Source organism: Saltatorellus ferox (assembly GCA_007751475.1).
GTDB lineage: Bacteria > Planctomycetota > UBA1135 > UBA1135.
Window position 1 is genome coordinate 429,765 of the sequence record CP036434.1, and the last position, 20,938, is coordinate 450,702.

General features: G+C 65.8%; 16 protein-coding genes. 11 read left to right on the forward strand and 5 right to left on the reverse strand.

Features of this window, described 5'->3' with window-relative positions; translation table 11 throughout:
- Nucleotides 1-334: 334 nt before the first annotated feature.
- A complete protein-coding gene (locus Poly30_RS01595) occupies nucleotides 335-1,948 on the reverse strand; it encodes a hypothetical protein (RefSeq protein WP_145194272.1) in 1,614 nt (537 codons plus the stop codon).
- Between the two features lie 234 nt (nucleotides 1,949-2,182).
- Here Poly30_RS01595 and Poly30_RS01600 point away from each other — a divergent pair, with 234 nt between their 5' ends.
- The 4 genes from Poly30_RS01600 (at nucleotide 2,183) to Poly30_RS01615 (ending at nucleotide 8,516) form a co-directional block, all read left to right on the forward strand.
- Nucleotides 2,183-3,154: a LysR substrate-binding domain-containing protein gene (locus Poly30_RS01600; protein ID WP_419190825.1), complete on the forward strand. Its 972-nt coding sequence runs from the start codon at nucleotides 2,183-2,185 to the stop codon at nucleotides 3,152-3,154.
- The gene (locus Poly30_RS01605) at nucleotides 3,151-4,608 is read left to right on the forward strand and encodes a pyridoxal phosphate-dependent decarboxylase family protein (protein ID WP_145194274.1); all 1,458 of its coding nucleotides are present in this window, start codon (nucleotides 3,151-3,153) and stop codon (nucleotides 4,606-4,608) included. Before Poly30_RS01600 ends, Poly30_RS01605 begins: the two co-directional genes overlap by 4 nt.
- Nucleotides 4,609-4,647: 39 nt before the next feature.
- Nucleotides 4,648-7,290 (forward strand): S8 family serine peptidase, encoded by a 2,643-nt coding sequence (locus Poly30_RS01610; RefSeq protein ID WP_145194275.1) that lies wholly within the window; start codon nucleotides 4,648-4,650, stop codon nucleotides 7,288-7,290.
- 419 nt (nucleotides 7,291-7,709) lie between these two features.
- Nucleotides 7,710-8,516 carry a hypothetical protein gene (locus Poly30_RS01615; RefSeq protein ID WP_145194276.1) on the forward strand — a complete coding sequence of 269 codons (807 nt, stop codon included), beginning with the start codon at nucleotides 7,710-7,712 and terminating at the stop codon, nucleotides 8,514-8,516.
- 59 nt (nucleotides 8,517-8,575) lie between these two features.
- Here the strand turns inward: Poly30_RS01615 and Poly30_RS01620 are convergent, their stop codons facing one another.
- On the reverse strand, nucleotides 8,576-9,253 hold the full coding sequence (locus Poly30_RS01620; protein WP_419190826.1) for a helix-turn-helix transcriptional regulator: 678 nt from the start codon (nucleotides 9,251-9,253) through the stop codon (nucleotides 8,576-8,578).
- A gap of 105 nt (nucleotides 9,254-9,358) precedes the next feature.
- On the opposite strand from Poly30_RS01620, the gene Poly30_RS28020 reads away from it, so the two are divergent.
- The 4 genes from Poly30_RS28020 (at nucleotide 9,359) to Poly30_RS01635 (ending at nucleotide 13,145) form a co-directional block, all read left to right on the forward strand.
- Nucleotides 9,359-9,493 carry a hypothetical protein gene (locus Poly30_RS28020; RefSeq protein ID WP_419190827.1) on the forward strand — a complete coding sequence of 45 codons (135 nt, stop codon included), beginning with the start codon at nucleotides 9,359-9,361 and terminating at the stop codon, nucleotides 9,491-9,493.
- 439 nt (nucleotides 9,494-9,932) lie between these two features.
- On the forward strand, nucleotides 9,933-11,477 hold the full coding sequence (locus Poly30_RS01625; protein ID WP_145194277.1) for an FG-GAP repeat domain-containing protein: 1,545 nt from the start codon (nucleotides 9,933-9,935) through the stop codon (nucleotides 11,475-11,477).
- Between the two features lie 314 nt (nucleotides 11,478-11,791).
- A complete protein-coding gene (locus Poly30_RS01630) occupies nucleotides 11,792-12,145 on the forward strand; it encodes a hypothetical protein (RefSeq protein WP_145194278.1) in 354 nt (117 codons plus the stop codon).
- Nucleotides 12,146-12,185: 40 nt separating this feature from the next.
- A complete protein-coding gene (locus tag Poly30_RS01635; RefSeq protein WP_145194279.1) occupies nucleotides 12,186-13,145 on the forward strand; it encodes a phosphotransferase in 960 nt (319 codons plus the stop codon).
- A 177-nt stretch (nucleotides 13,146-13,322) separates the two neighbouring features.
- On the opposite strand, the gene Poly30_RS01640 is transcribed toward Poly30_RS01635, so the two are convergent.
- Both Poly30_RS01640 and Poly30_RS01645 read right to left on the reverse strand, forming a co-directional pair.
- Nucleotides 13,323-14,459 (reverse strand): DUF6923 family protein, encoded by a 1,137-nt coding sequence (locus Poly30_RS01640; RefSeq protein WP_145194280.1) that lies wholly within the window; start codon nucleotides 14,457-14,459, stop codon nucleotides 13,323-13,325.
- A gap of 312 nt (nucleotides 14,460-14,771) precedes the next feature.
- Nucleotides 14,772-16,145: a hypothetical protein gene (locus Poly30_RS01645; RefSeq protein WP_145194281.1), complete on the reverse strand. Its 1,374-nt coding sequence runs from the start codon at nucleotides 16,143-16,145 to the stop codon at nucleotides 14,772-14,774.
- Between the two features lie 154 nt (nucleotides 16,146-16,299).
- On the opposite strand from Poly30_RS01645, the gene Poly30_RS01650 reads away from it, so the two are divergent.
- The gene (locus tag Poly30_RS01650; RefSeq protein WP_419190828.1) at nucleotides 16,300-17,370 is read left to right on the forward strand and encodes an Lnb N-terminal periplasmic domain-containing protein; all 1,071 of its coding nucleotides are present in this window, start codon (nucleotides 16,300-16,302) and stop codon (nucleotides 17,368-17,370) included.
- A 69-nt stretch (nucleotides 17,371-17,439) separates the two neighbouring features.
- Here the strand turns inward: Poly30_RS01650 and Poly30_RS01655 are convergent, their stop codons facing one another.
- Nucleotides 17,440-18,531 (reverse strand): phosphotransferase family protein, encoded by a 1,092-nt coding sequence (locus Poly30_RS01655; protein ID WP_419190829.1) that lies wholly within the window; start codon nucleotides 18,529-18,531, stop codon nucleotides 17,440-17,442.
- A gap of 541 nt (nucleotides 18,532-19,072) precedes the next feature.
- Between Poly30_RS01655 and Poly30_RS01660 the strand changes: the two genes are divergently transcribed.
- Together Poly30_RS01660 and Poly30_RS01665 are read left to right on the forward strand one after the other, a co-directional pair.
- Nucleotides 19,073-20,584 carry a carboxypeptidase-like regulatory domain-containing protein gene (locus Poly30_RS01660; RefSeq protein WP_145194284.1) on the forward strand — a complete coding sequence of 504 codons (1,512 nt, stop codon included), beginning with the start codon at nucleotides 19,073-19,075 and terminating at the stop codon, nucleotides 20,582-20,584.
- Nucleotides 20,585-20,671: 87 nt separating this feature from the next.
- Nucleotides 20,672-20,935 (forward strand): hypothetical protein, encoded by a 264-nt coding sequence (locus tag Poly30_RS01665; protein ID WP_145194285.1) that lies wholly within the window; start codon nucleotides 20,672-20,674, stop codon nucleotides 20,933-20,935.
- Nucleotides 20,936-20,938 lie beyond the last annotated feature (3 nt).

The following is a 20,938-nucleotide window of genomic DNA, read 5'->3' on the forward strand; positions in this document are numbered from 1 at the left end:
GACTTCATCGTCGTGGGTTCCAGGGTGCCGGGCGCGTTCACTTCGAACGCGTCCCGGACGTCCAGAATCATCGGCCGGGTGCTCCCGGGATCCGAACGAAGAATGCGCATGGCCCCATGCGGAAAGGTCATACCCCGCTCGCCCAAGAGCGTTCCCGCAGTGACGAGTCCCGAATCGGCACCAGGCCCGACCCACATCGGCGGCCATCGAGGCCACTTCGGGCATCGCAGGTTCACCGAAGCGGCCGGAACCCTCCGCCGGAGCGCGGACGCGATGCCGCGTCCGGCGATGGGTCGGACCAGGTAGCTACCGAAACGTCAGGTCTTGACGTCGATCAGCGGAACGTCACTGCCAAGGCGCTCGAGAAGTTGCTCACCACGGCTCCCGCCTGGAAGTCACGGTGCCACGCCTGGAAGTACCAGGTCTGGCCCGCCTGCGCCGCCACGAAGCCACCGGGCTGTGGCAGCGCCTGGGGGTAGATCCGGATCGTCGTGTTGAGGTCGGGGGTGAAGGCAAGGCCGCGACCGATGGAGCCGCCCAGGCACAGGTTGCCGACGCTTCCACCTGGGTTCGCAACGAAGCCCGACATGCTGGACACGAGCGGGATCGTCAAACCTCCCACATGGTTGATGAGGCGCAGCTCGAGGTCGTTGAACGAGGCCTTGTCAAGTCCGATCGCGCGGAGCGAGGAGGGGACTCCGAGGCTGTTCGGGACGCCTTCGCACACGACGTCGTTCGGCAGTGCAAGGCTCGCGATCACGAGGGAATTCTGCACCCCACCACCGGGGACCTGAAGTGAGGTGATGGCCAGCACTCGGCCGTCCTCCAGGAACGCTGACTGCCTGAAGCCCGGGGGGGGGCCCGCCAGGGCGAAGCCCGCGTCAGGGAATCCATTGCCGCTCGCGTCCACGCCATCGGCGCCGATCCGATCCAGGGAAACTCCGTCCAGGAGCACACCCAGGCCGTTGCCGAAGAGATCGTCGGTCAGGGCGAATCCGTCGGCTGTGGTGTCCACAAGCTGCGTGAAGGGGCCGCGTCGCACAGGGGCACCGTCGCGGTAGAGAACCGGACCGTAGTCGTCCCGGCCCAGAAACGTGACGTCGTTTCGATCGTTCGTGAACGCATCCTGGAACGATGTGAATGACGTGAACGACGAGTCTTCCGTCGTGACCGGAAGCAGGCCGACCCGGGTCCGGTGGACGCCGCCGGGCCCGACGATGGCCATCTCTTCATTGCCGGTCAGTGATGACTCGAAGGCCACCACTGCCACCCAGAAGGTCCCGTCAGGGCTCGACTCGAACGTGCGAATCTGGGAGACGGGACCCGAGAGCCCGGCCACCGTATCGCCGCTGGCGATGACGATCGTCTCCGCGGGATAGCGGACCACGAGCTGCGTCGATGGCCCCTGTGGATTCCCAAGGGGCCGGGCAAAGCCCTTGACGAAGGTGCGCGGTCCGGCGGTCATGCGCGGCGTACTCGAACCGCCCCACTCCAGGAGTGTCGTGCCGATGGCATCGCCCGGAACGGCCAAGGGGGTGTCGTTCACCCACGAAGTGAATCCGGGCCCCAGCGCATCGACATAGGCCGTGTAGGCGATGTCGACCCCCCGGACACGGGGATTGAAAATGTTCTCCTGGATGCGGCCACCGAGGGTTTGTGGAGTCCGCAGTGCGGACGGGGTACTCGTGCCGGAGCCAGCGAGAACGCCGTAGAACTCGGCGTTGCTCCCGTTGTTGGTCGCGGCCACCCAGGAACCGGCCTGGTCGGTCGCGATCTCGGTGAATGCGGTGACGCCTGGTACGTCCTGGGGAAGGGCCACCACCTCGGCCACGACGGCCTGCGGCGATGGGGAAGAGAAGGCGAGGGAGGGCCATGCTGCGAGGGCGAGCAGAACCCCGATGGGCGCGGCGGGAAGCGGCGCGATCGAGAGTGGGCTGGAGTTCTTCATGGGATGCGTAGTGTAAACCATGCGTGCGGTTTCGCTCGAGCGATCGAAAATGCACCACTTCCGGGTCTTTGGACCCTGCCGCGCTTTGCGGCGGGGCCCTGCGCGATTCATGCGGATTCCGAAATCGTTGCGCGCTCGGGCAGTGCGGCACCCGGGGGTGTCGATCCGGCGACGTCGGGACCCGAACGAAGAATGCGCATGGCCCCATGGGGAAAGGTTCTACCCTGTGCGCCCATGAGTGTTCCTGATGAAGCGAGTTCCGAATCGGCGCGGGAAACGGACGATCGCGAGCTGCCTTCGCTGACGGCCCTCACCGCCTTCGAGGCCACCCTGCGGCACTGCAGCTTCACCGGCGCCGCCAAGGAACTCTCCCGCACCCAGGGCGCGGTGTCGCGTCAGGTGGCGCTGCTGGAGAGCCATATCGGCCGTGAGCTCTTCCACCGTGAGAACCCTCGCCTTCGGCCGACGCGCGCCGCGGTGGAATTTGGAGCCAAGGTCAGCACGCTGCTGGCGCGACTCCGGGGCGCGATCGCGGACGTTCGGCAGTCGGGGCCGACGACCGACGTGCTGCACCTCGCGCTCCTGCCCACGTTCGGAACGACCTGGCTCATCCCTCGGATTCCAGGCTTCCTCAAGGCGCATCCCGACGTGTCCGTCGAGTTCACCACGAGCCTCAAGGCCTTCGACTTCGACGCGGGCGATATCGACGCCGCGATCCACTACGGGTCGGCGACGTGGCCCGGAGGGCGGGCCGAGAAGCTGATGTCCGAAGAGGTCGTCGCCGTGTGCGCGCCGCACCTGCGGTCCGAAGTGCAGGCGCCCGGCGATTTCCTGGGGAAGACGCTGCTCCAGCTCGTGAGTCGCCCGAACGCGTGGAAGCAGTGGCTCGAAGCCCATGGCGCACCGGAGGTGGACGGCCGGCGCGGACCGCGCTTCGAGCATCATATGATGGTGGTGGAAGCCGCGCGCGCGGGCCTCGGGTACGCGCTCCTTCCCGACTTCGTCGCGGACCCCTTGCTCGCGCGGAAGGAACTCGTCGAGGCGCCCTCGGGCTCGCGCTTCGCGACCCGCAGTAGCTACTGGCTCGTCTACCCGGAACGAAGTCTGGAGCTGCCGGCGCTCGTCGCCTTTCGCGAATGGCTGCGCCAGGAAATCCGCGCGGACCGCGGCGACCCGAAGGGCGATAAGGGAAACTCGAAGCGATGACGTCTGGTGAGCACGACGAGATGGACGAGGTGCTGACGGCAGCGCACGCGGCTGCCAGCGATTGGATCCATGGGCTCGGCACCGCGCGGGTCGCGGCCGCCACCGATCGTCCGCCGCGGAGTACGGCGCTTCCGGAGGTCGGCGTGGGCGCCGCCGCTGCGTTCCAGGAGCTGGTGCAGCGCGCGAAGGAGCGGGCAACGGCGAGCACGGGGCCGCGCTACTTCCACTACGTGCTCGGAGGCGTGACGCCCGCCGCTCTGGCCGCGGATTGGTTCGCCACGGCGCTCGACCAGGTCGCGTCCTCGGCCCAGGGGTCGCCGCTCGCGGTCGATCTGGAGGAACTCGCCACAGGCTGGCTCGTCGAGCTCTTCCAGCTCGGGATGCCGGAGGACTGGACGGGCGTCTTCACGACCGGCGCGACCATGGCTAACTTCGTCGGACTGGGCGCGGCGCGGCAGTGGTGGGGAGACGCGCTCGGCGTGGATGTGGCGGAGGAGGGGCTCGCAGGACTGCCGCGACCTGTGGTGCTGACGAGCGGCTTCGTGCACGCAAGCGTCGTGAAGTCGCTGGCGATGCTCGGGATCGGGCGCGCCTCGGTCGAGCGATTCAGCGCCGACAACCGTGGTGCGCTCGACCTCGATGGGCTCGCGGCTCGGCTGGAGGCACTGGGCGAGCAGCCGATGGAGGAGCGCGGTCCCGCCATCGTCGTGGCCACGGCTGGCGAGGTGAACGCGGGCGGGTTCGATCCGATCGAGTCGCTGGCGGACCTGTGTGAAGCGCACGGGGCCTGGCTCCACGTCGATGGTGCGTTCGGGCTCTTCGCGCGCGCCAGTGAGAGCGCTCGACCGCTGTGCGGCGGCGCCGAGCGCGCGGACTCCATCGCGACGGATGGGCACAAGTGGCTCAACGTTCCCTACGACTGCGGGGTGGCGTTCGTGAGGAAGCGCTCGCTCCTTGCGCGCACCTTTCGGATGGTCGCGGACTACTTGCCCAAGGCAGGCTCGGCGGCTGCGCTCCAGCGCGTGCCCGCGAACCTCGGCCCGGAGAGCAGCCGTAGAGCGCGCGCGCTGCCGGTGTTCGCCACGCTGCTCGCCTCGGGCCGCTCGGGAGTCGCGGCGATGGTGGACGAGCACCTGCGTCTCGCCGTGTACCTGGCGAACCGGGTTCGGGAATGCCCCGACCTGGAGCTGTTGGAGGAGCCGTGTCTCAATGTCGTTCCGTTTCGGCTGGCCCCGGCGGGCGTGCGCAAGCGGGACCTCGACGCCCTGAACGAGGCCGCCGCTGCGCAGGTGCTACGGGAGGGTCTCGTGTTCGTGGGAACGACCCGCTACCGCAGCCGCGTGGCGTTTCGTCCCGCCATCGCGAACTGGAGAACCCGCGAGGCTGACCTCGATCTGCTGATCGAATGCGTCCTGAGGGCCGGGGACGCGGTTCTCGAGGCGGAGCGTGGCTGACGGGTGTCGATCTTGCGGGTGCGCCCCTACCATGGGCCCATGAAACTCCCTCTCCCAAGATCTCTATCGTCACCGCTCGTCGCCGCTGTTCTGGCGACCTCGACGGTGTTCTCCGTCAGTGCCGCTGCCCAGATGACGGAGGCCGAGCGCATCGAGATGCCGGGCCAGATCGTCGTCTGCTTCGAGTCAGGACCCGCGGCGGTGAACCTGGAGAATCAGGTCGCTAGCTGGGGACTCCAGGCCGTGGACAACTCGCTGCGCGTCGACAGCGTGCGCTCGATGATGCGCTGGCAGCGCCGCGGTGAGAGCGTGCACTCCAACGTCGTGCTGCTGGAGTTCTCGGGTGCGGGCATCGACGAGGTGGCTCTGCGCCAGCAGATCGCGTCCATGCCGGGCGTCCGCTGGGCGGCGCCGAACGTCGGCTACACGGGGGAGGTGAAGGAGCTGGATCCGAACGATCCCCAGTATGGAAGCCAGTACCACCACACGCTGATGCAGACGAACCTGGCGTGGGACATCACGCTCGGGGACGCCAGCATCGTCATGGGGATCACCGATGACGGCGTCGATACCGACCACGCTGATCTCGTCGAGAACCTCTTCGTGAACGCTGGCGAGATCGCGGGCGATGGCATTGACAACGACGCCAACGGCTATGTCGACGACGTGAACGGCTATGACTTCGTCTTCGGCAACGCGGACCCGAACCCGAACAACACGGGCGACGACCACGGAACCCACGTGGCGGGGATCGCGGGCGCCCGGACGAACAACGGGATCGGCGTGGCCGGAACGGCGGGTGCGGCGACGATCCTGCCGCTGCAGTTCTACGCCGGTGGCCAGGCCTGGACCGCGGTGAACATCACGGACGCGTTCGTCTACGGCGCGGACAACGGCGCGCAGATCATCAGCACAAGCTACAACATGGACGGCTGGGCCGGTGACCCGGTGGTCACGGCGGCGTTCGACTACATCTACGACGCGGGCGTGCTGCACTTCAACTCGGCGGGCAACGGAGCGGCGCTCAACCCTGCGCGCCAGGTCTTCCACCAGAGCTTCCTCGTGGCGAGCACGCAGGCCGGCGACGTCGTCAGCAGCTTCAGCAACTACGGCACGGGCGTGGACCTTGCGGCCCCTGGCGGCAACGTCCTCTCGACGATCCTGAACAACAACTACGGCACGAAGTCGGGCACCAGCATGGCAGCTCCGAATGCCGCGGGCGTCGCCGCGCTGATCTGGTCCCAGAACCCGACCTGGACCCGCGACCAGGTGGCGGCGCAGATCACCTACACCGCCGAGAACATCGACGCGATCAACCCGAGCTACGCGGGACTCCTCGGCGGCGGCAGGGTGAACCCGTTCCGGGCGCTGACCATGACCCTGCCATCGCCGACCGTCGTGTCGGCCGAGGGGCTGCCGAGCGACGGCGCCGTCGTCGTTGGCGACCTGACCGGCTTCAAGCTTCGCTTCGATCAGATCATGGATCCGAATATGGTGAACGCGCCCAGCGCGTTCACGCTCGTGTACGCGGGCGCCGACGGCGTCTTCGGAACGATGGACGATGCGCCGGTGGCGATTTCCTGGGACGAGTACCTGGTCGCGGGCAACGAGATCTCCTTCACCGTTTCGGGGAGCCTCTCGGCTGCCGGCGATTACCGCTTCTCGGCTGTGGGTTCGGTGCTCAGCAACCCGTTCGGCACGCTCCTCGACGGCAACGGCGATGGACTCGGCGGCGACTCCTTCATCCGCAACTTCAGCGCCTGCGCCACGAACGCGGTGCTGGTCGATAACGCCGAGAGCGGCGCGGACTGGTCGGTGGTGGATATCTCCATCACCGACGGCGGCTGGAGCGCGACGCCCCAGGTCCCCGTGGGCGGCGGCGTCCGCAACGATCCGCCGACGGACTTCGACGGCTCTGGCCGCTGCTTCCTGACGGACAACGTCGCCGGCAACTCGGACGTGGACGGCGGGCCGACGCGCCTGATCTCGCGTGCCTTCGATCTCAGCACCGCGACGGATCCCTACCTCAGCTACGCGCGCTGGATCAGCTCCACGGGCGGCCAGCCGATGCAGGTCGACATTTCGAGCGACAACGGGGCGACCTGGATCTCGGCCGCCAGTCACCCGAGTCAGGGCGAATGGGTGGTGGAGACGGTGCGCGTGGTCGACTTCGTGGCGCCGACGGCCCAGACGCGCCTTCGTTTCTCGGTCATGGACGCCGGAACGATCACGGAGGCCGGGATCGACTTCCTGCGCGTCCTGAACATCGACTGCAGCGATCCGGGGACGGTCGGTACGACCTATTGCCAGGCCGCCCCGAACTCGACGGGCCTCCCGTCGGACATCGAGGGTTCAGGCAGCAGCGTGGTGGCCGACAACGACTTCACGCTGACCACGACGGGCCTTCCCGCGAATTCGTTCGGCATCTACTTCTTCGGGGACAGTCAGGTTTTTACCCCCGCGCAAAACGGCTTCCGCTGCGTGGACGGCAACCTCCTGCGCATCCTGCCCGCGACCCAGGCCAACCCCCAGGGCGTGGCGACGAGCGCGGTGGACCTGACGGTGCCGATCGTGGCCGCCAACGTCATCCCGGGCGCGACGCTGAACTTCCAGCTGTGGCACCGCGATTCCGTCGGGGCAGGTTCCAACTACTCGAACGCGCTCAGCGTGACGTGGCAGTGATCTGGCTTCGGGCCTGAACCTGCCTGCCCTTCCAAGAGCGGCCGCATCCCGAGGGTGCGGCCGCTCTTTTTGCTTTCCGTCCGCGGGTACCAGGGCGCGGTCATGTCGCAGAGACCTCTCGCCTCGACATCTACTACAACACGGAGCTCACCCAGGAGGTCCGTCGGCGCGGCTGGCATCTCCTGGCTCCGTATCAGGCGAGCGGCGTCGGAGACTCGCAGATCAGCTACGCGAGTGCCCAGAGCCAGGAGAACGTCGCCGCAGCTATCGACTTCGTCATCCAGGGCTTCGCCATCGATCTCGATCGGATCTATGGGCTCGGTTTCTCGATGGGCGGCGGCAATGCGCTCAGCTACGCAGCTCGCCACCGAGATCGCAGCCGCGGAGCCTTCGCCGCCGTGGTCAATCACACCGGGTCCGTGGCACTCGCTGACGTCTACGGCAACGTCGGTCCGGCGGTGCAAATGGAGATGGAGCTTCTCTTCGGGGGAGACCCCAGCCAGGTACCGTTCGAGTATCAGCGCTCCTCCCTGATCGAGGTGGATCTCGCCGGCGGCCTCATCCCGGGCGGGCGCCACATGGGCCTGAATCTGACCCACGTGCCGGTGCGCAGCTACTACCACCCGAATGACCCCGAGCAGTATCTCGTTCGTCAGACGCTGGCGCTGGATACGTTCATGGGTGCGTTGCCCGGTGCGCCGCACGAGCTCGTCGGCTTGCCCGCCACCACGGGTTGCTTGCACTGCTGGGATACGCTCAATGAATGGCAAGCCTGCAACTGGCTGGCTGCCCAATCGCTCGCGCCGCCGCCGCTCCAGGGTGAGGTTCTCGCGGACCGTGCAGGACGCTGGGCATGGTTCGACGTCGAGCCGGGCGTCAGCGGCGAGTTTACCTCCTTCGCGTACGAACTCGATCCGTCGCTCAACCGGCTGACGACGACGGGAGCCAGCAACGTCGACTCGGTGGCGCTGGAGCTGGGTCCCGCGACGCTCTCCGCCATCGCCCCGATCCAGTGGCTGACCAGCGCGGCGGATGGAAGGACGCTCGAGGTCTCCCTGCCTGGCTTCTCGCAGCGCCCCAACGCTGTGGTGCGGAACGGGGCGATCGTGCCCGAAGACTGCTCTACCCTCTTTTCAGGCGCATCCTGGTGCTACGAACCGGCGACGCAAACGCTCCGGCTGCATGAACCGGATGCGAGCGCCACGCTCTGGACCGTGGTCCCCTGAACGGCGCGCGCGTCCATCACCCTCGTTGCGGTACGGAACCTGGCGGTACTGACACCGCGCTAAAATCGCGGCGGTTCGCGAATCCAAAGCGCCATCAGTTCACTCCTTGAATGAACGTCCAGGCGCCGGAAAATCTGCTTCACATAGCCGTGGGTCGTCGTCACCGCGAGGCCCAAGGTATGCGCAATCTCTTTCTCCGAGTGCCCCTTGCGAAGCAGCTCGAGGACGGTTTTGAGCCGTGGGGAGAAGGACCTGGCCGCATCGCGACGTCGGTCATCTCGGGTCTGCTCCTCGAAGCGGATCATCCACCGATTCAGCCTCACCTGTCGGCGAAAGCTGACCTGAAGTTCTCGTTCGCCCCGCGGGACTCGCAGCACGGGTGATGTGCGAAGGCTGGTTTCGTCGTCGCTGGAAAGACGCGCAAGTCGATGCTTGAGGGGCCCGGGTAAGGCGCGCGCGTTCGTTCGCCCTGTGGGAAAGTAGCGACCCAGCAGCTTGTTCGCCGTCGGGCAGGCGACCTGAAGACCTCCGTCGCAGTTCGTTATCGCGAAGCCCTCGCCTGAGCTTCGCGATTCCGCAAGGCTGTCAGCCATGCAGACCTGGTCGTCAAAGCGCTGCTGTACCTCGAATGCGCGTGTGAAGTGCTTCTCGTAGATTTGAAGTGCAGCGATCTCTGCACTCTTGAAGCCGCGCCGGTTTCGGCTGATCGTGACACCCAGCGCCATCGGAGTCGGCATGGGAGAAGTGACGACCACTTGATCCTCCACTCCCATCGCCTTGTAGACGTCCTGGTAGAGCTCCAGGTTCCTCCATTCCCGGGTCGTGAGGAGTCGGGAGATGGTATGAACTCCGAACTCCCCGGCGGTTCTCTGGCGCTGGATACCAGGATGTTGATGCTGGAGTCTGAGGAAGTCGGACGCCACGGCAGCCAGTTCCGCGTGTCCCTGGTCTGCGTCAAGAACGACTCGTCCCGCTGAAGGGTCGATCTCCGTGTAGACATGGAGTTCGCCTTGGACGATGGAACTGCTCGTCCGGACTGCGCGGGAGGAGAAGCTCTCTCCATCGACAACGGAGTGAAGATCGGAAACGGCCCCTATCAAGCAGCGGAGGGTGGCAGATGAGAGCGGCGAGGACATGGTGCAGAACATAGGGCGATTCCGGTGCGGTCGCCAGGAGGCAGGCCCCCCCTCGATAGGGGGGAAGCAAATGTGCACAGGTGAGCGGATTCTCTATCGACGAGATTCGAGCATGCACTTCGATCGCTGATGCCGCAAACCCTTCCATTCGATCTCCAGCGAAGGGGGATCCGCAAGCGGCCATCCAAGACGGTGACGTGGCGATTGGAGGCGGATTTTGAACTTCCTTCTCCTCGGCTCGAACCACTTTCAGTTCCTCTCCTCCGTCCCTTCATGACTCATGTATCGAACGCTTCCCTACGTCCTCGCGGCCTTGGCCCCCGTGATCAGTGCCTCTTCCGTCCAAGCGCAGTCATTCACCCTTCGCTTCATCGATGGCAATCTGAATGGTGCACAGGCTGTCGCAGCGGCAGACTTCAATGGCGATGGCTTGCTCGACGTGGCCGTCTCAGCATCCTTCGACGGTCGCATCTTTCTTTTTCGCCAGTTTCCGAATGGGGGGTGGGGCCGGATCCAGGTGGCTTTCGGAACGCTCTGTGTGAGTTCGCTCGATGCGGCCGACGTGGACGGCGACGGTGATCCTGATCTGCTGGCTTCCTGCAACGGGTCCAATCGACTGGTCTGGTACGTCAACGATGGGAATACGTTCTCGGCCCAGCAGATCACGTCGAACCTTTTTGTTCGTTCGTCCAAGGCGGTGGATCTTGATGCCGATGGACGCCTCGATGTCCTTGTGGCTGCCGAGGGATCGAACGGAGTGGCCTGGTTCAAGAACCTCGGTGGAGGCACGTTTGGACCAGTGCAGTGGATCGTTGGCTCGTCCTCGGCCGCGTCCCATGTGGAGGCGGTCGATATCGACGCGGACGGCGATCCCGACCTTGCGGTTGTGGGTTTCTCGGGTTCGAGCGTCAGCTGGCATGAGAATCTTGGCGGTGGGATCTTCTCGGCACCCCAAGAGGTGGCCACTGGGCTCGGGACCATGACGGGAGTGGCTGCGGGCGACCTCGACGCTGATGGGGATGCTGATCTGGTTGCATGCGCAACGAATGGCGGGCCGATCGTCTGGTTCGAGAATCTGGGGACGGGCTTTGGTGCTGCCCAGACGGTGGTGAGTACGGGCCCGGAGTGGACCTCCGTCGAGGTCGCCGATCTGGACGGCGATCGAAGGCTCGATATCGCTGCCAGCGGTGAGTCCGCGCCTGGTTCGATCTCGTTCCTTCGGAATCTCGGCGGAGGCTCCTTCGCTGCGCCCGTTGCTGCATCCGGGATCAACAATCCAGCGTACAGCACCGCGGCCGTTGACGTGGATGGCGACGGAGACCTCGACCTCGTTCAGCCAGCCTTCCAGCAGGATCGAATCTACTGGCTCGAGAATCAGACGACGAGCTACGGGGGCATCGGGGCGAAAGTTTGCTGGCCCGCCGAGGTCTGTAGTTCAGGGTTCCCCGGGGAGATCTCTGCGAGTGGATCACTCGAGGCGTCCATGGCTTCCACGATGCTGACGGCTACGAGTCTCCCGCCGTCCACCTTCGGGTTCATACTGGCTTCACGTGGAGCGCAGGAAATGTATCCAGTGATGAACTCGGTAGGTCGCCTGTGCATTGGACCGGAGGTCGGTCGCGGCGTTGGGGGCGCCATCCTGGCCTCGGATGCAGCGGGGTCCTTCTCGATCGCCGTCGACTTCGCGGCGATGCCGACTTCGACGACATCGGTTCCCGTCATGCAGGGTGATGTTTGGTACGTGCAGGCCTGGTTCCGGGACGCGGATCCTGGCGTCGGCGTGACATCGAACTTCACGGATGCGCTTCGCTTGCAGTACCGGTAGGTCCCACGGATCGAGGTGCAGGAGCATGGCGGTACTGAAGCTGGCGGTACTGAACCCGACCCAAAGCCGCCACGTTTCGATTCGAAGGGTTTTTCTTTGAGTCGAAACGTGGCGGCTTTGGGTCGGGTTCAGTACCGCCATTGGGTCGGGTTCAGTACTGCCACGCGGCGTACCATTGGGCGATGCAGAAGTTCTTCAGGGCGACCAGGCTGCCTGGTCCAGTGATCTGGGGCCATCACGTAGGAGGACTGCTGGCTCTGACGCTAGCCTTGGCTTGCGGCGAGGTCCCCGCGGATCGGCCACTCACGAAAACCGTGGCAGCGGACAGCGCCCCGGAGAGTCCTCTGGCCGATTCGCCTTCTACCGCACCGGCGCGACCTGCCCGCTACCAGGCTGTCGTGGGCTACGGCAATCCGCTCAACTGGGAGGATGGAGCTCGGGCTGAAGAAGCGATCGGTCGTGCCCTTGGCGCTGTCGATATCGAGTGGCTCGCCGGAGGCTCGGCCTATTGGACCCTGTCCGTGCCTTCAGCTGACGCCGACCAGGCGCGCGCGCTCATTCGTGGGCTCGTGACCGGAGAGGGAATCAGTGCGCGCGTCATCGAGCCAGAGGCAGCGCCGGAGCCCCCGCTTTCTACCCAGCCAGCGCCCGCAGCCGTCGACCGGTAGAGCATTCTCGCCTCGCAAAGATCGCCCCGGAAAGATCGCCATGGACACCCAGCATTGGATCGAGGCAGTCACGGGTCTCCAGGTTCGCTCCGGGCCCGAGCTCGTTCAGGAACTCTGGAGTGGGTTCGGGCGGCTCGAGCGATTTCATCTGTCGAAGGGCCATGTGATCGTGAAGGCCGTGGACCCGGGGGCGCGTGGGGGAGCGCCCGGGCATCCCCGCGGCTGGGACACGGACCTATCGGCTGAGCGGAAGCAGAAGAGCTACCGGGTCGAGCGCGTCTTCTATTCGGAGTATGCGCTTCGGCTGGAGGAAGAGGCCCGCGTGCCCGCGCTCATCGCGGCGCGGGAGACGGCCACGGGTGGCGAGATGATCCTGGAGGATCTCGATGCCGCAGGATTCGCGGGTCGACCGAGAGCGCTCGAGGACGGCGGGATCCGCGCCTGCCTCGGATGGCTCGCGCGCTTCCACGGGGCGTTCCTGGGTTCGCCCACCGACGGACTGTGGGAGCGCGGCACGTACTGGCACCTGGAAACGCGCCCCGACGAGCTGGAGGCGATTCGCGGAACGCCCCTGGGCGAGGCGGCGTCCGACATCGATCGGCGACTGAGCGCGGCCCAGCATCGAACGCTCGTCCACGGCGATGCGAAGCTCGCCAACTTCTGCTTCGCACCGGGCGCGGCGAACGGCGCCAGCGCCTCCGTCGCGGCCGTCGACTTCCAGTACGTCGGCGGCGGGGTCGGGGTCCAGGACGTGGCTTACTTCCTGGGCAGTTGCCTGGACGACGGGGAGCTGGCCGCGCAGGCGGCTCCCTACCTCGACCTCTACTTCGAGGCCCTGCGCTCGTTTCCCGGATGCGACGCGGCGCTAGAGGACGAGTGGCGCGAGCTCTGGCCTCACGCCTGGGCGGACTTCCACCGTTTCCTGGCGGGCTGGTCGCCGGGGCACTGGAAGCTGTCCGTCTACTCAGAAGGCATGGTGCGAAGAATCATCGCTCGATGAGGGCCGAACCAGAAAGCGGTACTGAACCAGGTCTGCACTGAGGATTGGCGGTACTGAACCCGACCCAAAGCCGCCACGTTTCGATTCGAAGGGTTCCCCTTTGGATCGAAACGTGGCGGCTTTGGATGGGGTTCGGTACCGCCAGTGATTGGCGCTGACTCCAAGGAATCGATCCGGTCAGTTGCAGACCGAGAACTCCAGTGCCTGAGTCAGAACGGCGCTCTGCCCGTCACGGGAAATGAACTGGCACTGGACCAGTTGCCCTGGAAGATCGAGGAAGCTTGGTGAGATGAGTGAGTTGACATCGACGGCAACGAAGCCGTCGCACTGGCCCGGACTTCCGTTGGTCCACATGACCTGCACGGGTCGAGGCTGAGTGAGGCAGAGGGTCCCCATTCCGAACGGCTGGCTCGTCCGTCCCGAGATGGTCATGAACAACGCAGCATAGGTCTGGCCGGGGAGGTTGGATGCTGTGAGGAGGAATCCCGACGTGTCGGAAGCGCTGGCCACTCCGTTCACGGTCAGGGTGGGGATCGTACCGCATGAGTTTGGCGCTGCGTTGCAGTAGACCTGCTGCTGGCCTGAGGCCAGGAAGGAGGCGATCCCCGCAATGGAGCCGTTCAAGCCTGGCACGGAAGTGAGCAGCTGTGATCCGAGCGGACCAGCCGTGTTGAACCCGGTGATCTCGTGAAGTCCGCCCAACGGACTGTTATTGTCCGAAGCGATCAGTCGTCCGAAACCGTCGAAGTCGAGTCCCAGCAGACTGGCGCCTGGAACGGCCACGCCCAGGTCTTGAAAGTTCGATCCATTCGGCAGGACGTCGATCCGGGCCAGGCTGCTCCCACCAGCCGAATTAAAGGTGGCGAAGAATACACCACCGCCCTGAGTCGTGATATCTCCGCTGAACGTGACCTGGTAGGAGTCGATCAGCTGCGCCTGTCCGGTTCCAAGATCGATGGAGGCAAAATTCCCCGAGTCTGTGACGACATAGGCCCCTCCCGCGCAATCGAACTCGAGCCCGACAATTGAACCGATCGACGGGCTGCCGATGAGCGTCGAGGCGCCTGTCGAGGGGTTCACCTGGTACAGGCTCGTGTAGGTCGTCGCGAAGAGCCCTCCGTCCGGAGACGACGCAAAGTCGGTGGGGAGAACGATCGAGAGGGGGGTGGACGACGTCACCACACCCGTGTCGACGTCTACGACGCGAAGGGTTGGCGAGGCAGAGAACTCTGCCAGGTACATCTTTCCTGCGTCTTGAGCAAAGACAGGTGCGGAGAGGGCGACCGAAAGGAGAACGAGATGTAGGGGCTGCATGACAAACGAGTGGGCTGGGATTCAAGGGAGCCCCGTTGGCCTGCGGAGTCGTACGACCACGAGTTCCACCGGGGGGAAGTGACAGGACTTCCATGCAAGCGCGGCGCACCACGCCCCTACCGATGGACGGACGGTCGTGTCTGTGAGGCCACTCAAAGAGACCAAACTTTCTGGCGGTACTGAACCTGGCGGTACGGAACCCGACCCAAAGCCGCCACGTTTCGATTCGAAGGGTTCCCCTTTGGACCGAAACGTGGCGGCTTTGGGTCGGGTTCGGTACCGCTACGTTTCTTACCGAACGGGAGGGCGATGCTAGGGCCGCAGTTTGTCGAGCAGCGCGGAGCCCCATCGCCGCAGTCGCTCCAGGGAGGACCATGACGTCGAACGAAAGACGAATTCATCCGGGTCGAGGAACGTTTCGGCCGCGCCCGTTTCCGCGCGGATGCGGTCGATGAGTTCCGCGATCGTGTCGTCGTCTACGGTGATGGGGTAGTGGAGCTCCCGGAGCCGAAGTTCGCTCACGCTGCCAGGGTCTACCTGGAGGGTCTGTGAAATCACGCGGCCAAGAGAATACTCCCCGTCGTAGCGGGCTCTCTTGGGTCTGACCTGGAGCAGATCGTCCATGGCAGGCTGAGACGAGGGGAGTGGCAGGCTGAACTGAACTCGAGCGGCGTGCGGAAGGTAGCGGAGCGTGATCGCCTCGGTGGAGGCGGGGACCGCTTGCAGTACAGGGAGCTGGCTCCCTCCATGCAGGGAGGACCAGGTTCCTGAACCAGGGATCGTCGCCTCGAACTTGGCGGCGAGGCCCACGGGCGAGAACGCGAGCGCCACCCAGCCTGATTTCTCGTCTTTTGCAGGGCCTGTGGATGGACTCCATCGAAGGATCAGCTCCTGTCCACCGGAGCCCAATCGGCTCCCGGTGGACCGAATGCCCCCCGAAGCGCGCGCCAGGAACGTCGCGGCTGCGCTCGCTCCGAAGGTCGTGACACTTCGGCCCGAGAGGGCCAGTTCCTTGATGACCGGGGCGCCGTAGGTGATCGGCACCTCCAGCAGGAAACTCGCGCGGTGCTGCGCATGTGTGTCCACGCCGATGCGCATCTCGTGCTCGTCCTTGCCGGTCAGCCCCCACGAGGAGCCGGTCGAAAGCGATACCCGCGTCTTCCGGTCGAACAGGGAGGCTCCATGAAAGCGCCGCTCGGTTCCCCTGGCGAGGAGAATGAAGGAGACCTCGCCCTCGGAGTCGCGGTCCATTGCCCAGGTCGGCTGGGGAGCGGCGGGGGTGCCCTCGCGGGGGTCGAGCCAGGGCCCGTTTCCCACGCGCCAGAAGAGGAGTTCGAGCGTCGCGCCTGGAACCTGCGGAAGGGCCGCCCGCATCGACGCATCGGCTGCGACTCGTTCGTAGTTGCGCCAGTCGACCTGGCTCTCGCGATTCTCTCCAGGCCAGCCCACGGTGATCGAGTCTTCCGTCCTCGTCACGGTGGGTGGGGGAACGGCTCCGGGGCGCAGCGTGGGCCACGGCTCGGGGGGGCCCGCTGCGACGCGCTCGGCGTATTCGTCCACGGCCCACGGGCGTACGGCGGTCGAGCTGCAGGACGGCGAGGAGTCCACGTCCGCGAGAAGAGTGGCGATACCGGCTACGAGCACGAGGCCCACGCCGAAGGCCTGGAGGTAGCTGGATCGGTTCAAAGGGCGGTACTCGGGACCTCCGCGATCCGAGGATCCGGAGGCGATGGGTGAGTGGCTGGACGGGGCGGAGCGGAATCGGGCTCGTGAGATGGGCCCAAGGCTACCATCCCAGATAGCGGGGAGATTTGGCGGACGGGTGACCGATAGGTCCTCTGTGAGCTCCAGCGCACCCACGTCAGCCGAGACCGCCCCCGCGGCACGACGCGGCCGAGGCACCGGAGGCACCGGAGGCGCCCGCGTCGCGCGCTTCGTGGTCGGCGGCCTGATCGTGCTCTGGTCGACGATCTCCATGCTGCTTCTGGCTGGCCCCCACGGAACTCCAGGGATTCCTCGCCTCGCGGCGGTCGCCGTTTGGATCCTGTGCGTCTATCTGCTCGCTCGCCACGCGCCACCGCTCGCCTCGCTGATCGCTCTCCCCACGCTGGCCCTCGCGATCGTCTGGGGCCTGCGCCAGATCCCGCCCCGCCTGGACAGATCCTGGGCAGAGGACCACGCTCAAGCACCCTCCGTCGCCCTCGACGGCGACCTCGTCACGATCGGCGACTTCCGCTCGTTCCGCCATTCCGAGGACGGCCAGATCGAGGCGCGATGGGAGTCGCGCACGTTCGATCTCGGGACGCTCGAAGGCTGCGACTACATCGTGGTTCCGTTCCCGGAGAACCCGAAGCTCGCGCATACGATGGTGTCGTTTCGTTTCGCCGAGGGACCCAATCTCGCCCTCTCCGTGGAGGCGCGGCGGGAGGTGGGCGAGGCCTACTCCGTCGTTCGCGCGCTCTTCCGGCAGTACGAGCTGATCTACGTGATCGGCAACGAGGAGGACCTGCTCGGAAGCCGCCTCTTCGCCCGAGGCGACGCACTCTACCTGCATCCTGTCGTGGCCGACGTCGCGGTCGTGCGTTCCTTCCTCGTGGACCTCTTGATGACCGCGGCGGAGCTCCATGGAACGCCGCGCTGGTACCACACGCTTCGATCGAACTGCACGACGAGCCTTGTCCAGAGCTTCGAGCGCGCCCGCGGTGAACGGCTCCCCTGGGACCTCAGGATTCTGCTGCCGGGGGGCTCGGACGAACTCGTCTACGACCTGGGGATTCTGGAGAGCACGCGCCCGTTCGCCGACCTTCGCAGGGAGGCCCGCGTCGACGCCAGTCTGCTGGAGGAGCGATCTGCCGTGTGCGCCGTCCGCGAGAACCTATCGACGCTGCTGCGGCACCGATCGTCGGACTGAGGGCCTCAGCAGGAATGGCTCAGGCTCGACGCGCATCCGCGTTAGCGGATCCGCCAGGGCTGTCTTCGGTCAGCCTGCGTTCACAGATCGGAGAAGGTTCCGGAGGCGTGCCATCACGGAAGCGACCGGTTCGGCGCCCGGCTTGCCCGCCATGGCGTTCTGGAAGTGCGAAAGGTGAAGGGCGATCTCGTGAAAGCGGACGTGCACTTCGAGGACCTCGCGGTCGGATCTCACCGCGTACGCGGAGAGCAGTCGGGCCATTCCGTCTGCGATCTGGAACGGGCGCTTGACGCCTCCCGTGAGGATGGCGAGGTCGTGGGCGGGATCTCCCCTGCGCGCGTATTCCCAGTCGATCACCGCGGTCTTTCGCTCTGGATGGTAGAGCAGGTTCTGCCCCAACAGGTCGCCGTGGATCAGTCGCGACGGCTCCGGTGGTGGAAGGTTCTCGCTCAGCCATGCCATCGCCGCTCGCACCTCGGCCGGCTCATTTCCCGTGAGTGGATCGAGTTCACGGAGCCGTTCTTCGCCATGGGCGCGGAGGGTGTCGCTGCCCGGCAGCCAGTCGAGGCCCTCCAGCGATGTTCGGTGGATCGCAGCCGCCACGTCTGCTACGAGTTCGATGGGGTCGAACGTCGATCGGCCCTTTCGCAGATCTACCGGGAAGCCCTCGACGTGGTCGCACACAAGGGTCGCCATGTGGGTGAAGGCCACGCGCCCGGGAACGCGATAGTCGCGGGCGTGTTCGGTTAGATGCCGCAGGAGGCGTGCTTCCGCTCTGACCGACTCACGACCACGCTCATCGCTGGGGCCACGGGGAACGAGCGCCACCAGTACGCGTGGCCAGCCAGGGGCCAACGTGTCCACCCGGGCCGCGAAGGCTCGTCGCGACAGGCCCTCACCGAGCCAGCGCACGCGGCCAATCTCTGCCTCCTCCAGTCCCAGATGGGAAACGGCGGCGCGGATCGCCTCGAGCGCTCTCGCCCAGCCCTTCTCCGGTTCGGACTCCGCAGAGCTGTATCGCAGTTCCTCCGCGTCGATGCCGAAGGGATGTCCCCCAGGGGTGTAGCCGGCTACCCAGATGACTCCGTGACCTGTATCGAAGAGATCGGCGGGATCCGTGAAGGGTTCATCCTGGCAGGATCCGCGGCGCTTCCTCTGCAAGGCTTGCTTCGGCGAAGAGCGAGGTGTTTTGCGAGGTCTTCCCACGGCTTCACGGGCCTTCTGTCGGATGGAACGGACCGGCTTGACTCGGGGCCGGGACTCGCTGAAGTACCGCTTTCCATGCTTCCAAAGAAGAGGGAGGAGCGGCGAGGCAGCGATCTTCAGAGGCGAAGAGTAGGAGTGGCCCGAACGGAAGGCTCTACCGAAGACCCAACTTCTGGGTGGCACGTGAATCAGAGTAGAGTAGGCAGGTATGTCGTTCAAAAAAGGAAGGCCGTTCCAGCGGAAGCGGTGGCGCTGGTTCCTGGTGCCAGCCCTTCTTCTGGTGCCATGGCTCGCGTTTTGGGTGCTTGATTCCCCACCGGGGCCGGCTGTTCAGCCGCTCGATACTGCATTGCAGGAGATAGGCGCCGACGAGAAGGGGGAGGAGAGCGCTGCGGGAGCGCCACTGGCGGACGTTCTCTCCCTCGGCAGATCCGAAGTGTTGCTCCCGACGGAAGGGAGTCCGGAGACATCTGCGCCCTTGCGACCTCCAGCGCCCTTGCGACTTCCAGCGTTGCTGACGGACCCGACGCTGGCGGTGGACCCGCGCTGGTGCCTGCTCGTCGGGGAACTCGAGCCCATGGACCTCGTGCAACCCCAACAGGCCTACGGGGAACTCTGGACGGACGACGATGAGCGAGCGCTGGCTCAGCCACTGCGCTGGTCGAAGGACGGCGAGAGGTTCGCGGTGTTCGCCCAGCATCCGGGCTCGTATCGATTCCGCGTCGTGGCCCACGCCGCGGGCGTCTCGCCGATGATGGAGGTGCAGTTGGTTCTGGGTGAGTCCGTGGATGTGGGGATCGTGCCCCTGGATACGGGCTATCGCATGGAGGGGCGTGCGACGCTCCGGAGCGGGGAGCCGCTGGCGGGCTGCGTACTCGTCTTCGAGGCAACGGATCCCGTGGTCCAGGGCGCGGGGGCAGAAGGCTCGGTCCTTGGCGATCGGCGACTGGAGATCCGGACCGACGAGGAAGGAGCCTTCCGATTCAGCGGCCTGGTTCCCGGGGACTTCGAAGTCCGCACGAAATACGGTCCCCTGGAAGTGATCGAGGGGAACACCGTTCTGGCCGGCACCGTGGGACACCGGATCGTCGTCGAGGGCAGCCTGCTCGTGGTGCGCCTGATCGCCGAGAAGGGTCCCGTCGTCGGGATCAGGAGACTCGTGGCCACGCCGATGACTCCCGGTGACGCCAGGTCCCTGTCGAAGGTTCTTCCGAACCTCCATGCGATCGGCTCCCAAAGGAACTCCACCAGGCTTGTGGCCGTGCGCTCGGACACCGCCTACCGGCTTCTGGGCGAGGACTTCATGGGGCGGATGTACGCGGCGGACTGGCCCGCCGGCCAGCCCGGCGGGCGCCACGATCTCGACCTGATGCCGCAAGCCGTGGAGGCGGGAGAGATCCTGATCCGTGCCACGGGCGACGGTGTGAGTGGTGAGATGCAGACGGTGGTGACGCGGCTCACACGCGACGGCGTTCACGTCCGCGCGCTCGAGGTCGCGCGGGAGACCGGGCGAGGGGTTCACCTTCACTGGCTGAAGGGGCTCCCCGCAGGTTCCTACGAGCTTGCCTGCTATCTGCAGAACGGCGGGATGCTGAGCCTGGAGAAGGAAACCTACCGCGTCGATGTCGAGGCCGGCGTCGTCACCCCGGTCGAGGCGGCGGTCGTCACGGGCGGCCAGCTCCAGATCGCCTTGCGTCCACCGCCGGGCTCGGAAGAGACTCGACCCGCGCTCGTTCACATCCGCCGGCGATCAGCGACGGGCGATCCGAACCCGTGGAGACCCCTCCTGTTCTGGATGGAGAAGGGGGCGGCCGGAAGGCGGCGGGGAGAGCTGCCGCGCGTACGCAAGGAGCGTGTCCCGATCAACAGCGAGCGCGCGGTCACATGGGCGCATCCGCCCGGAGACTACGTACTGCGAATCACGCACCCCGCCTTCGAGGAGCGGATCGTGAACTGTCGCCTGCTGGCTGGACAGGCGGATACGTGCGAGGCTCAGCTCGAAAGATAACTTGATCGAACGCGATCTTCGAATCGGGGAGACGCTCTACCTCATGTCCCTCGACGCAGATCGGCCGGTGACCCTGTCATGGAGTGGATGGACGCCATCGACCTGAACCACGGGCATGCCATGACCGAGAGGTTCATCTTTCATCCGGATGAGCCCCTTTCCGCTCGCGTGGAGATCGAACAGCACGCGACGTTCGAGCGAGGGGAGTGGTCGCCTGCGATTAGGACCACCATCCGATTCAGCGGCACGGCCAGCGCGTTCTCTTCGAGCGCCGGGCTGGTCGCGACGGAGAGCGATCGGACGGTGTTCTCGAAGGTCTCGGAACGAGGAATTCCACGCGGTTTCCTTTGAAGA